This is a genomic window from Deltaproteobacteria bacterium RBG_16_64_85, assembly GCA_001798885.1.
GTDB lineage: Bacteria > Desulfobacterota > Deferrimicrobia > Deferrimicrobiales > Deferrimicrobiaceae > FEB-35.
Genome location: MGQW01000007.1, coordinates 37,150 through 49,784, shown reverse-complemented (window position 1 = coordinate 49,784; position 12,635 = coordinate 37,150). Strand labels below are relative to the sequence as shown.

At 63.1% G+C, this 12,635-nt stretch carries 12 protein-coding genes; 9 read left to right on the top strand and 3 right to left on the bottom strand.

What is annotated here, in order from left to right; all coding sequences use genetic code 11:
• Nucleotides 1–4 precede the first annotated feature (4 nt).
• Both A2Z13_09040 and A2Z13_09035 read left to right on the top strand, forming a co-directional pair.
• Nucleotides 5–2,374, top strand: coding sequence for a hypothetical protein (locus A2Z13_09040; protein ID OGP81256.1), 2,370 nt, complete (start codon nucleotides 5–7; stop codon nucleotides 2,372–2,374).
• A gap of 85 nt (nucleotides 2,375–2,459) precedes the next feature.
• Complete coding sequence (locus A2Z13_09035; GenBank protein ID OGP81255.1) at nucleotides 2,460–2,684, top strand: hypothetical protein; 225 nt, start codon at nucleotides 2,460–2,462, stop codon at nucleotides 2,682–2,684.
• 4 nt (nucleotides 2,685–2,688) lie between these two features.
• Here the strand turns inward: A2Z13_09035 and A2Z13_09030 are convergent, their stop codons facing one another.
• Nucleotides 2,689–4,110 (bottom strand): hypothetical protein, encoded by a 1,422-nt coding sequence (locus A2Z13_09030; GenBank protein OGP81254.1) that lies wholly within the window; start codon nucleotides 4,108–4,110, stop codon nucleotides 2,689–2,691.
• 106 nt (nucleotides 4,111–4,216) lie between these two features.
• On the opposite strand from A2Z13_09030, the gene A2Z13_09025 reads away from it, so the two are divergent.
• Together A2Z13_09025 and A2Z13_09020 are read left to right on the top strand one after the other, a co-directional pair.
• Complete coding sequence (locus A2Z13_09025) at nucleotides 4,217–4,630, top strand: hypothetical protein (GenBank protein OGP81253.1); 414 nt, start codon at nucleotides 4,217–4,219, stop codon at nucleotides 4,628–4,630.
• Nucleotides 4,631–4,648: 18 nt separating this feature from the next.
• Nucleotides 4,649–5,635 (top strand): aldo/keto reductase, encoded by a 987-nt coding sequence (locus A2Z13_09020; GenBank protein ID OGP81252.1) that lies wholly within the window; start codon nucleotides 4,649–4,651, stop codon nucleotides 5,633–5,635.
• On the opposite strand, the gene A2Z13_09015 is transcribed toward A2Z13_09020, so the two are convergent.
• Complete coding sequence (locus tag A2Z13_09015) at nucleotides 5,625–6,899, bottom strand: DEAD/DEAH box helicase (GenBank protein OGP81251.1); 1,275 nt, start codon at nucleotides 6,897–6,899, stop codon at nucleotides 5,625–5,627. The two genes, A2Z13_09020 and A2Z13_09015, sit on opposite strands and share 11 nt — an antisense overlap.
• 93 nt (nucleotides 6,900–6,992) lie before the next feature.
• On the opposite strand from A2Z13_09015, the gene A2Z13_09010 reads away from it, so the two are divergent.
• The 5 genes from A2Z13_09010 (at nucleotide 6,993) to A2Z13_08990 (ending at nucleotide 11,604) form a co-directional block, all read left to right on the top strand.
• Nucleotides 6,993–7,364: a hypothetical protein gene (locus tag A2Z13_09010; protein OGP81250.1), complete on the top strand. Its 372-nt coding sequence runs from the start codon at nucleotides 6,993–6,995 to the stop codon at nucleotides 7,362–7,364.
• A gap of 57 nt (nucleotides 7,365–7,421) precedes the next feature.
• Nucleotides 7,422–9,455, top strand: coding sequence for a hypothetical protein (locus A2Z13_09005; GenBank protein ID OGP81249.1), 2,034 nt, complete (start codon nucleotides 7,422–7,424; stop codon nucleotides 9,453–9,455).
• Nucleotides 9,452–10,570 carry a hypothetical protein gene (locus A2Z13_09000; GenBank protein OGP81248.1) on the top strand — a complete coding sequence of 373 codons (1,119 nt, stop codon included), beginning with the start codon at nucleotides 9,452–9,454 and terminating at the stop codon, nucleotides 10,568–10,570. Before A2Z13_09005 ends, A2Z13_09000 begins: the two co-directional genes overlap by 4 nt.
• A 146-nt stretch (nucleotides 10,571–10,716) precedes the next feature.
• Complete coding sequence (locus A2Z13_08995) at nucleotides 10,717–10,920, top strand: cold-shock protein (GenBank protein OGP81247.1); 204 nt, start codon at nucleotides 10,717–10,719, stop codon at nucleotides 10,918–10,920.
• Between the two features lie 333 nt (nucleotides 10,921–11,253).
• The gene (locus tag A2Z13_08990) at nucleotides 11,254–11,604 is read left to right on the top strand and encodes a hypothetical protein (GenBank protein ID OGP81246.1); all 351 of its coding nucleotides are present in this window, start codon (nucleotides 11,254–11,256) and stop codon (nucleotides 11,602–11,604) included.
• Between the two features lie 7 nt (nucleotides 11,605–11,611).
• Here the strand turns inward: A2Z13_08990 and A2Z13_08985 are convergent, their stop codons facing one another.
• A complete protein-coding gene (locus A2Z13_08985; protein ID OGP81245.1) occupies nucleotides 11,612–12,538 on the bottom strand; it encodes a thioredoxin-disulfide reductase in 927 nt (308 codons plus the stop codon).
• Nucleotides 12,539–12,635: the final 97 nt, after the last annotated feature.

Sequence of the window (12,635 nt, the reverse complement as noted above, 5' to 3'; positions counted from 1 at the left end):
CGGGGTGGTTCTTCCCGTCGTCTTCCTCCTGTCGGCGGCCGCGCTGGCGGACGAGATCTTCCTCATCCGGCTCCTGTCTTTCCGCTTCTGGCCCCACTTCGTCCCGCTGATCGTTTCGCAGGCGATGCTGGGCTTCGGCGGAGCCGGGCTCGCGATGCACCTGCTCCGCCGGAGAATCGAAAAAGCCCCCGTGACGTTCTTCGCCTGGCTGGTTCTCCTGGCGGCCCCGTCGTTCGACCTCGCTTTCCGGGCTTCCCAGGCGGTCACCTTCGACCCGTTCCTTCTCCTTTGGGAGCCTTCCGCATGGATCGGGTTCGGAGGGTTCTTTCTCCTGCTCGCCGTCCCGTTTTTCCTGGCGGGAGGGGCGATCGCGGTCCCGTTCGCCTTTCGCTTCGGAGAGCCGGGTCCGGTCTACGCGGCCGCGTTCGCCGGTTCAGCCGCAGGCGCGGTCCTGGCTCTTCCCGTCTTCTTCTTGGTGGGAACGGAATCCCTCCTGCGCGTTCCGCTGGCCCTTGCTATTGCGGCGGCTCTTTTCGTGCTTGGGGTTCCCGCCGGGCGGCTTTACAGGGGGCGGATGGCGGTCTGCGGGGCCTCGATGCTGCTGTTGTTCCTTTCTCCGGCCGAGTTGCGCCTTTCCCCTTACAAGGATCTGGCGGTCGCCCGGCGGCTTCCCGGCGCGAAAACCCTCGCTTCGCGCTCAGGCCCGTCCGGGGATTACCGCGCGCTGTTCGCCGGCGGAATCCACAGCGCCCCGGGCCTGAGCTTCCGGTTCGCCGGAGACATCCCCCCGCAGGCTGCGCTGTTCTTCGACGGCGAGGCCCGCGGGGTCGTCCCGGAGAACGGGGGAAAGAGCCCTCCCGCCTACCTCGACGGTTTTCCATTCGTGGCGGCGTACCGGATGGTCGACCGTCCCGCGGTCCTCCAGTTCGGCCTCAGGGGGACCGAGGGGATCCTTACCGCGGCGAGAAACGGAGCAGCCTCGGTCACCGTCGTGGAGCCCGCGGCGGAATTCGTGGCGCTTGTGCGGTCGGACCTTTCCGGGTTCTCCGCGGGATTGCCGGCGGCGATGCCGACGGAGATCCGGACGGAGGGCCCGCGTAATTTCCTGGCGCGCGAGGGAAGCAGGTTCGACCTGATCGAAGTGTCGGAGATATCGTCGGCGACGTATTCCTCGCTGGGGATTCATGCCACGGGCGAGACGTACCTCCTCACGCGGGAAGGCATCCGGTCGGCGCTGTCGCGCCTGACGGAAAAAGGCGTGATCGCGTTCTCCGGCTGGCTGAAGACTCCCCCCAGGGAAAGCGTCAAGATCCTTGCAACGCTCCGACTGGAACTGGAAAAGGACGATCCGGTCCCCGCATCGCAGAGAATCATAATGGTGCGGGGCTGGGGTTCGTTCGCCATTCTCGCAAGGCGGCTTCCCTTTACCGGCGAGGAAAGGGTGCGGGTGGAGCGTTTCTGCGGGCAGACGGGGTTTTCGATCGTGTGGCCGCCGGACGGCCCCGCGGCCGAAGAGGGAGCCGGGGAAAAGGGACTGCGGACCGCCGTGCGGAGGGTCCTCGCCGGGCCTTCCGGCGGGCGGGAAGGCGAACTCTTCGACCTTTCCCCCGCGACCGACGATTCCCCCTATTTCCACCGCTTCCTGCGGTTGCGCTCCCTGCCCGAGTTCCGCAGGCTCCTGGGAAGCCAGTGGGTTCCATTCGTGGAATGGGGAGTGGTTTTCCTGCTTGCGTCCCTCGCCGTCTCGCTGGTGCTCGCCTCGGTCTGCCTCCTGGTTCCGCTTGCCGTCGCGCGCCTGCCGGGGAAGGCGGGCGGGATTTACCTGGCGGCCTATTTTTCCGCCCTGGGCATGGCGTACATGCTGATCGAGCTGACATTTCTGAAAATCGGGATCCTCCTCCTGGGCGACGCCATCCGCGCCGCCACGGTCGCCATCGGAGGGTTTGCCTTTTTCTCGGGACTTGGAAGCGCGGTTTCCGGGAGGTGGGAGTCGGAGGCGACGATGAAGGGCCGCGTCTTTCCCGGAATTGCGTTCCTGGCGCTTGCCGGATTCCTCTTCCTTTCCCTGTCCGCAAGGTTCCTCCTGCCCATGGGAGAGACGACGCGGATTGCCGTTTTCATCGCCTCACTGGGTCCGGCGGCGTTTTTCATGGGGATGCCGTTCCCGTCGGGGCTTTCGCGGCTGGCGGGAGCGGCTGCGCCTGCGATCCCCTATGCGTGGGGGATCAACGGCTTTTTCTCGGTGGCGGGGGCCTCCCTGGCCTCTGTCGGAGCGATGTGGATCGGATTTCGCGGGACCGTCGCCATCGGCGGGATCCTTTACCTTGCCGCTGGAGGGCTATTTCCCCGGGTCGGAAAAACACCCGGATCCTGAATCCTGCCTGAAACAGCCGTAATCCAAGATTGAATACCTGAGAACCCAGAGGATCCGATCGCCCGCCTGGCGTGAAGGAGGGTTCGTGCGAACCTACTTGGCTTTATTGCTCCTCGTCATAATGTGCAGCATGCGCATCGAAGAAGCGCCCAGACAGTTTCCGTCCTTCGAGGAACTGTGGGTTTCGAAGGACACGCTCGTGAGCCTGGCGAGGGTTCACGGCGTCCTATCCCTGAAGATCACCGAAGATCAGGCTTACATCTGGCGGAACGCCAGGTGGGTTCCCGTTCTCAAGCGCGACAGGTCCTGAAGTCCTAGGAGCTCGACGCCGGGAGCAGGTGCGCAATCGAGTTGGCGTAGTATCGCAGGAGCGGGAGCTCCTCCTGCCTCGCCTGGTAGAGCCCCTCCTCCTCGAGGACCAGGCGACGCAGCGTCAGCATGCGCAGCCCCACGTCGACGGCGTATTCCTGGTCCTGGCGGGGGATATAGACGTGGGCTCCCGCGGCAGCAAGGGCGTTGATCAGCCGGTGGACCTCGGCTTTCAATTCCAGCCCGCTGAACCGTTTCTCCTCGTTCCGGAGAAACACGGTTGCCACCAGGGAGACCGGTGGAACGGGAATCACCTTCCCCACCTCGACCATCAGTTCTTCTGCCAGGGCCTCCACCTTGCGGAAACGCTCCTCTTTGTCCATCGCCCGGAAGTCGATTCCGCGCGCCTTGCAGTATTCCCTCATGGAGACCGGGGAGCCGAAGTTGACGCAGGCGTAACCGAACCGGTACCAGCGACCGCGAAGCATCATGTACAGGTTGTGCAGGAAGAATCTGAGCGCGGTGCCGACCACGAACGGGATGCTTTTCCTGCGCACCCGGGAGTCCAGCTCGACCAGTAGGCTGCGGTCTTCGAGGGTGCGGTCGTAGTTGATGCCAACGGGGATAAACACGAGGTTCCGCTCGCCGTCCGGGTTGAACGACCTCACCATGTAATCGAGCAGGCCGAGCTTCGGCCTCCGCAGCGCACCGTCCCGGGTCAGCCCGCCTTCGGGATAGACCGCCTGGACGACTCCGCTCTCGGTGGCCATGTTGACGTACCGCTCCAATGCGAGGCGGTAGAGAGGATTGCCCGAGTTGCGCCGGATGAAATAGGCTCCCAGGGCCCGGATGAGGGTCTGAAGCGGCCAGATCCGCGCCCATTCCCCCACGGCGTAGCTCAACGCGGTCCGGGTTGCCGCCAGGTAAGCGACCAGGATGTAATCCATGTTGCTGCGGTGGTTCATCACGAAAACGACGCTGGATTTCGGGCTTATGCGGGAGAGGCCCGCCTCGTCGGTGAAGCCCACGCGTACCCGGTAAAGGATGCGGGCGGTTTTTCGCGCCAGCCAGTAGCCGATCCGGAAATAGACGTACGCGTTGAAGGAGGGGACGATCTCCCGGGCGTACCGCTCGACCTCGGCCATCACGACGTCCCGCGGGAGGTTGTTCTCGCGGGCGCGGGTGGCGGCGGCTTCCAGGACCTTGGGATCGTACATCAGCCGGTCGATCAGGACCTGCCGTTTCGTCAACGCGAAGGGATGGATCTCAAGGTGAAGGCGTTTGCTGATCTCCTCGATGAACAGATTGACCCTCCGCCGGAGGATCCAGCGGACGCTGGGAATCAACAGGCGTTCCAGCACGGCCCAGACCGCCAGCAGGACCAGGAGGGCGGCGAGCCAGAAGGGAAGGGTGACGTGTCCTGCCATCTGGGCCCCTTGGGATGAATCGGATTGAGGACATAGTACCGTTACAGGGAAAAAGTAATCTATAATAAATCAAGGTTAACTAAAGCATGCGGGAAGGAGGGGAAAAATGTCCGATTCGATTCGCAAAGTGGACTATTTCAAGGTCGGTATTTCCAACAAGACGGGCGAGGGGGCGCGAGTGCTGGGAGCGCTGCGGGACGAGGGAGTAAACCTGCTTGCCTTCACCGGCTTTCCCCGCGGCCGGCGCGTTCAGCTGGATTTCGTGCCGGAGGATGCGGACGTTTTCCGGAAGGCGGCGAAACGCACGGGGTTGAAAATCGCCGGGAAAAAGAGCTGCTTCCTGATCCAGGGAGAAAACCGGGCGGGCGCGATCGCGGCCGTCGCGGCGAAGCTGGCGGAGGCGGGGATCGGCATCAGAGCCCTTGACGGGATCGATGCCGGCGGCGGCCGGTACGGCGCGATCCTCTGGGTTGAGTCGAAGGACATCCCAAAGGCGGTGAAGGCCCTCGGCGCTTCCTGATCAAGGAAGGAGACGCCGATGGAATCCAGGCGGCTGGGGAAAAGCGGTCTGACCGTTTCGGCGTTGGGTCTGGGCTGCATGGGGATGTCGGAATTTTACGGCGCGCGCGAGAACAACGAATCGGTCGCGACCCTGCACCGGGCGCTGGACCTGGGGATCAACTTCCTCGACACCGCCGACATTTACGGGCTGGGCCACAACGAAGAGCTCGTCGGGAAGGCGATCCGGGACCGCCGCAATGAAGTGATCCTGGCCACCAAGTTCGGAATCGTCCGGGGGAGCGACGGGAGCTGGAAGGGGGTCAATGGAAAGCCCGAGTACGTCCGGGGGGCGTGCGAGGCGAGTCTTCGCCGTCTCGGGGTGGACGTCATCGATCTCTATTTCCAGCACCGCGTCGACCCGGAAACTCCCGAGGAGGAGACCGTGGGGGCGATGACGGCGCTCGTGCGCGAGGGGAAGGTCCGGTTCCTGGGCCTCTCCGAGGCGGCCCCCGCAACCATCCGCCGCGCTTATGCCGTTCACCCGATCGCAGCCTTGCAGAGCGAATATTCCCTTTGGACGCGCGACCCGGAGGGGGAAGTCCTTTCCGTCTGCCGGGAGCTCGGCATCGGGTTCGTCCCCTACAGTCCCTTGGGCAGGGGGTTCCTGACCGGGAAGATCATGCGGCCCGAGGATCTCCCGGAAGGGGACTACCGGAGAAATTCCCCGCGCTTCCAGGGGGAAAACTTCCAGCGCAACCTCGACCTGGTGCGCCTGGTCGGGGAGATCGCGGCGGAAAAGGGATGCACACCGCCTCAACTCGCGCTGGCCTGGCTCCTGGCGAAAGGGAAGGACATGGTGCCCATTCCCGGTACCAAGCGGCGGGACCGGCTGGAGGAAAACGTCGGCGCGCTGAAGGTGATCCTTACGATGCGGGACCTGGCCCGGATCGACGAGGCGCTGCCGCCGGGAGCCGCATCGGGCCCGCGCTACCCTGAAGAGGCGATGCGGGCCGTCAACCGTTGACGCCCGGCCGGTGGTGCAGTCCGCCGTCTTTCCCTGAAGAGAAAAGCTCATCCGCGCGGATCATGTAGGGACGAGTGGCGCTTTGCGAGCGCCGGGGGTCGAGATTCGTCCGGAGCGGAGGCCGAAGCTCGGAACGGAAAGGATGCTCCTCCACCACGCTCAGGTGCTTGCGGATCAGCCCTTCGATGTTGACGAGGAGAGGCCGCTCCTCGATGCCGCAAAAGGACAGGGCGATGCCGGACGCGCCGGCCCTCCCGGTGCGGCCGATGCGGTGGACGTAGGCCTCCGGCTCGTTGGGCAGATCGAAATTGATGACGTGAGAGAGATCGACGATGTCCAGGCCCCGCGCGGCGACGTCGGTGGCCACCAGCACCCGCGTCGCGCCCCGCTTGAAGTCGGCCAGGGCACGTTCGCGGGTGTTTTGGGACTTGTCGCCGTGGATCGCCTCGACGCTGACGTGAGCGCGGGAGAGCTGCCGGGCCACCCGGTCGGCCCCGTGCTTCGTACGCGTAAAGACCAGCGCGTTCTTGATGGAATCGTCGGAAAGGAGGTGCCGGAGCAGCTCCCCCTTGCCGTGCCTTTCCACGAAATAGACCGAGTGCTCGACGGCCTCCGCCGGCGAGGACACCGGCGTCGCCGCCACACGGACCGGGTTGCGCAGGATCGTGTCGGAAAGTCTCCGGATATCGGCCGGTATCGTTGCCGAAAAGAAAAGGGTCTGCCGGCTGTCCGGCAGCTTGTCGATGATCCGCCGGATGTCCGGAAGGAAGCCCATGTCGAGCATCCGGTCGGCCTCGTCCAGCACGAAAGTTTCAATGGCACGAAGATTCACAAGCCCCTGCGAGCACAGGTCGAGCAGCCGTCCCGGGGTTGCCACAAGGATGTCGATCCCCTGCCGGAGGGCCTGATCCTGGGGTTTCTGGCTGACGCCACCGTAGACCACGGTATGCCGCAACCCCGTATACCTGCCGTAGGCGCCGAAGCTGTCGGCGATCTGGTTGGCCAGTTCGCGCGTCGGGGTCAGCACGAGGACGCGGATCGCGCGCCGCCTGCGGCCCTTGTCGTGCGTCGCAAAAAGGCGTTGAAGGATCGGGAGGGCGAACGCCGCCGTCTTGCCCGTCCCGGTCTGGGCACACCCGAGGAGGTCCTTTCCCTCCAGCACGTGAGGGATGGTCTTCTCCTGGATGGGAGTCGGCGTTTTGTAGTTTTTCGCGTTTACGGCGCGAAGGATTTCGGGGCAGAGCCCGAATGTTTCGAAAGACATTTTTTCTCTTCTCCTTGAAGGAAGTTGTCCGCGAGAGCTTCCGCATGGCACGGAAAGATGACGCGGTCGCTGAAGATTCACCAAGCACAACCCATGGAGAAGACGTGGAAGCCTTATCCGATCTTCCGAAGGGGAAGCCTTTGGGGGAAGCGTAAGAGGCGCCCGGGGGAGACGCCGAACCCGCTTCCGCGAAAGGACCGTTGGGGAGAGGATTGCGTTTCGTGTTTTTTCAAGCTGTCACCACCATACCATCCGGAAATCCTGAAAGCAAGCGAAATCGCGAATCTGGTGCAGCATCTCGCAATTAACGTGGCATTCGAGCTCCGTTCGGGGGGCTTGCACGGAAGAGGCGGATGGATTTCGACGGAGCGGAAGTTGTGTGGCATCGAACGAAGGAAGGACGGGGAGATGGGAGGGCGGCCGGACCGATTTTCCCGTAAAGATCTCCGGGCGTTAGGACGATAAGGATCTCCGGGAGTAGAAACGATCGGGAAACAACCCGCAATCGGAGGATTCCCCCATATGGTTGTAGGGCAACCCGAGATCGTATTCCCCGAGATCGAACGGCTCCTCCTCGACCTTGCCCGCGTCTGCCATTGGACGGGCCTGTACCAGGCCGGTCATCCTTTCCTGGCGGAGCGCGTGAAACCGGTCCACGCCGCGTTGGTTTCCCGGATTGCGCAGGAGCCGGGACACCGCGTTCTATTCGGGATCGCGCGGGACAGGGTCCTTTACCGGGACACCTTTATTGGGGCGGGACATGCGCTTATTTCACCTTTCGCGGAGACGCTATATCTCAACCAGGTTGCCACGCTCGGTTTCGGGGGGGATGCCACGCCGGAAGGGCTGCTCATGTTTTTCCGCTGCCTTCATGATTCAAGGTCGGGCAAATCGAACGAATCCCCCGAGGCGTTCCTGCAGCGGGAGCGGCTGCCGGGAATCTTCATTTATCCCTACAACTACAAAGAGGTTCTATCCCGGCGGATCGTGAACCCGGCAGACGGCCCCGAGCTTCCGGGGCGCGAAGATATGCTGTGGAAAATGCTCCTGACCGCGAACACCGCGGATGAGGGAGGGGAAAGAAAGGTCGTGGAAGAGCTCTCCGGATCGCCGGAGCTGATTCCCGTGATCCTTCGACGAGCCCGCGCCTTCGCGGAAAGGGAGACGGGTGCATCCGGCCCCCCGGCTCAGGAGGATGCGGTTTCGCCCGAAGTGCTGCGCCGCATGTTCCGGCACCTGGGGGAAACGATCCGGACCCTTCCCGAGGACAGGAAGAAAGAACTCCTGCATTTCCTTGATGACGGGTTCGCCGGGCCGGGAGAAGACCGCGGGGAAGACCTGGACGAAGCGGCTCTTTCCCTTCCGGTTTCCTTCACCCGGGCCCTGGCGGCGGATTACACGGACGACGATTTTATCGACCTGACCGCAAGCCTGCTGTCCACCGAAGTTAAAGGGGGCAAGCGGCTTCGAAAGATATTCGAGATCATCGCGGCCGAACGCGATGTGCACGGCTCCCTTCTCCCGCGGCTCAAGGAGCGTGCCCGGGAAAGCCTGCGTGCCAAGGAATATTACGCCGTCAAGACCTGGGAGGCCGTCGAGAAGCTCCTGCTCGCCAGGTCCGAGAAGGCGTATCTGGATGAGGGACATTCCCGCTTCATGGATGCGTTGGCAGGCGATGCCGGCATGCAATTGCAGGCGCGAAGCGCCTCGCCTCCGGACCCGGCGGTGCTCGACCATTTCCGCGAGGAGGCCAGGTACAGGAAAGCGGTCCTGGTGATGCTGGAGCTTCTCGCGCGCGAGAAAAACGCGGCGGAGTTCCTCCAGCTGCTCGAGGACATAAGGAAATACCTCCCGAACATCATCTCACGGAAGGAGTTCGCTCTTCTCGAAACCGTGCTGGGCGCCCTTTCCTCGATCCGCGAGAATGCCCCGGAAGAGGGGCGGGAGGAGGTGCGCAGGGTCATCGAAGGGGTCGATTTCGGCCATCTCATCGACCTCTACCTCTCCCGCGATATTTCCACCGAGGACTCGGGGAGGATTCCCGTCTTTCTCGCCGCGTTCAGCGAGGACGCGATCCATGCAGTGCTTAACCGCCTCCTCGTGGAGTCGGACGCGAGCAGGCGAAAGCTTCTGCTGTCCCTGGCCGTCCGCATGGGGGGAACGGCCGTCCCGGCGATCCTGGAAAAGCTCTCCCATCCCCGCTGGTATTTCGTCCGGAACATGTGCTTCCTTCTCGGCGAGATCGGGGCCCGCGGTGCAGCGCAAGGGCTGGTTCGCGTCCTCGACTACCCCGACATCCGCGTGAAGCGCGAGGTGATCCTCGCGCTCGGAAAACTCAAGGTCCCGGAGACGATGCCTTCCCTCGGAAGGATCCTCCTGGAGGAGGCGTTTTTCTCGTCCACGAAGGAGGTTTCCCTGAGACTGGACGCCGCAACCGCGCTTTTCCGCATCGGGGGGGCGGAGGCGCTGGGCTACCTGCACCGGGGCAAGGAGTCGCGCCGGGCGGCGGTTCGCAGCCATTGCGCCGCCCTTCTGAAATCGACGGAGGGCCGGTGAAAAACCAGGATCTCTTCGCGGTCGTATCCGACCTTGCCCTGGCGGTCCAGGCCGTGTCCGTCTATCCGGAAAGCCATCAACGCGTGCAGGATCTCCTTGTGCGTCTCCACCAGCGGATCCACGAAGAGGCGGGGAGGCTTTCGACCCTGCACATCGGCTTCATGGGCGATCACGCGATAGTGGACGAGTTCCCTTTCCTTGGGCTTTCCCCCACCCTGCACAAGCTGATTAGAAAGATGCAGGAAAAGGGAATCGAGAAGGTCTCTTTCCGCAAGGGGATCACGTTCGGCGAGCTGAAGCGTTTCGTCTACCTGGTCGGCGGCGGCGGGGAAAGCGCCGCGGAGTTGCGCTGGGAGCACATCAGCTACGGAAGGATCCACGAGGTCACGGAAGGGGAGAATCTTCCTTCCGGACTGTCGACGGTCGTGCGGTCGCACGTCCTCCTGGGTGCCGCGGACGTCCTCAAGGGCCTTCTGGTGTCGCTTGCCGGGGGGAGTGTCGCGGGGGCGGGGGTAAGGGTTTCCGAGGGACGCGATCTTGTCGACGCCGTGATGAGGGGGCTGCGCCAGGAGGGGATGCTCATCGACCAGCTGATGCGCCTCCAGGCGCACGACGACTACACGGTGACCCATTCCCTGAACGTCTGCATCATCGTCGTGGCGCAGGCCATCCACCTCGGCTTTTCCGAATCCCAGGTCCAGGAGATCGGCATGGCGGCCCTCCTGCACGACGTCGGGAAGGAGACGATCCCGTCGGAAATCCTGAACAAGCCGGGAAGACTGGATGCCAGGGAGTTCGAAAGGATGGCGGAGCACCCTGCAACCGGCGCGAAAATCCTCCGGAAGATCGATTGCGGCTCGGACCTGCCGATGGTCGTCGCCTTCGAGCATCATGTCAAATACAACCGGTCGGGATATCCCGCACTCCGGTTCGAAGGGGCCATGCAGCCCGCTTCGTACATGACGCAGATAGCAGACGTTTACGACGCCCTGCGGACCTATCGCCCATACAGGAAAAGCCTGGACCTGAACACGACCCTCTCCATCATGAAGGAAGGCAGGGGCACGGAGTTCGAGCCGCGGCTGTTCGACAGATTCCTTGAACTGCATCCGTGAACTCCGCCCGGTTCAAGGGAGATTGCGGTTGCGCGGAAGATCTTTCCTTGACGCGTGGGAGAATACCTGTTAAATTCCCAAATGTTGTTAAATTTGAGCTTTTCGCTCAGGTTTTACAGCAGTAAAAATTTAAGGAGGAACGGCAAGTGGCACAAGGCACAGTGAAGTGGTTCAATGACGCGAAGGGGTTCGGCTTCATCTCCCAGGAAGGCGGCCCGGATGTGTTCGTGCACTTCAGCGCGATCAAGGCCGAAGGGTTCAAGTCGCTGAACGAGGGTGACCGCGTCGAGTTCGAAATTACCCAAGGCCCCAAGGGACCGCAGGCTTCCAACGTCACCAAAGTGAAGTAAGCGGGAACCGCCCAAGGGGTGCAACCCCTTGACGATGAAAACCCCGGCGATGGCTCGCCGGGGTTTTTTTTTAAGGACGGTCCCGGAGAGGGACTTGGCAGGACCACAAGGGGAGCGAGCATCCAACCGGAATGGGCCGAACGAAGGCGGATGCGAGCTCCGAGGCAGCGTCGACGAGCAGGAGGATGAGCGGCCAGGGACGGCCGAGGAAGCTGCCGAGGCGGCAAAGCGCAGCCCGGACAGGATGTCCGGGCGAGAGCGGGCGCAGTCACACAACCGAGGTTGCTGGGCCAACCGGGGATGCCGGGACCGTTCGGTTTTTAGGGAGAAGAGATGAAGGAAAAGGAGAGGGGGCTTTTCGAGTCGCTTTTCGACATTTCGTTCAGGACCCTGGTCACCCCGCGCGTCATCAAGGTCCTGTATGCGCTGTCCATCGTTGCGGCGGGGTTCATCTCGATCGTCCTGATCATCGAGGGATTTTCCGAGTCCGTGGGCAAGGGGATCCTGTCGCTCTTTTTCGTGGCCCCCCTGGTTTTTCTGATCCTGGTGATCTCCACCCGGATCGTCTACGAGCTCGCCATCGTCGTCTTCCGCATCTCCGACCATACCGCCGACATCGCAAGGAATACGGCGGAGATCGCCCGCCAGGGGGGGACGCCTCCCGAGGATCCCCCTGCGGGGTGACGAGGTCCTACACCGCTTCCTCGGCCTCCAGGAACCGTTCCGCGTCGATGGCGGCGCGGCACCCGCAGCCGGCGGCCGTCACCGCCTGGCGATAGACGAAATCATGGACGTCGCCGGCGGCGAAGACCCCCTCCACGCTGGTTCTTGAGTCTCCGCGGAGGAGGATGTATCCCTTCTCCAGCTCGAGCTGGCCTTCGAAGATCTTCGTGTTGGGTTCGTGGCCGATGGCTACGAAGACGCCGTCGATCTTCCGCGTTTCTTCGATTCCATTCCTGGTGTTCTTCAACCGCACCGCCGACACTTCGTTCTTCTCCGTGTCGAGAATCTCCGTGATCACCGAGTTCCACAGGAACTCGATCTTCGGATTTTTCCTCGCCCGGTCGATCATGATCTTGGAGGCCCGGAACTGGTCGCGGCGATGGACAAGGATCACCTTGGAGGCGAACCGAGTCAGGAAGATGGCCTCCTCCACGGCGGTATCGCCGCCCCCCACCACCATCACCTCCCGGTTGCGGAAGAACGCGCCGTCGCAGGTGGCGCAGGTGGACACTCCCCGGCCCAGGAGCTTTTTCTCCGACTCGAGACCGAGCATCTTGGCGGAAGCTCCGGTGGCGATGATCAGCGCCTTCGCATGGTACGTCCCTTCATCGGTTTTGACCATGAAAGGCCGCCGCCGGAGATCGACTTCCGTAGCCGACTCCGACCGGTATTCGGCTCCGAACCGCTGCGCCTGTCGCTTCATGATGTCCACGAGTTCGGGTCCCTGGATGCCGTCGACAAACCCCGGGAAGTTTTCCACGTCGGTGGTCAGGGTGAGTTGGCCGCCGGGCTCGCGCCCCTCCAGGACCAGGGGGTTCAGGTTGGCCCGGGCGGCATAGATGGCGGCGGTGGACCCGGCGCATCCCGAGCCCAGGATGATCACGTTGCGAACCATTCGGCTTCCTCCGTGAGCGTTTTCGTACCGTTGAAGTGTGACCGCGGGATGCGAGGATTGTCAAGGAGGATGCGGAGATGGAAATACAGCGAATCCC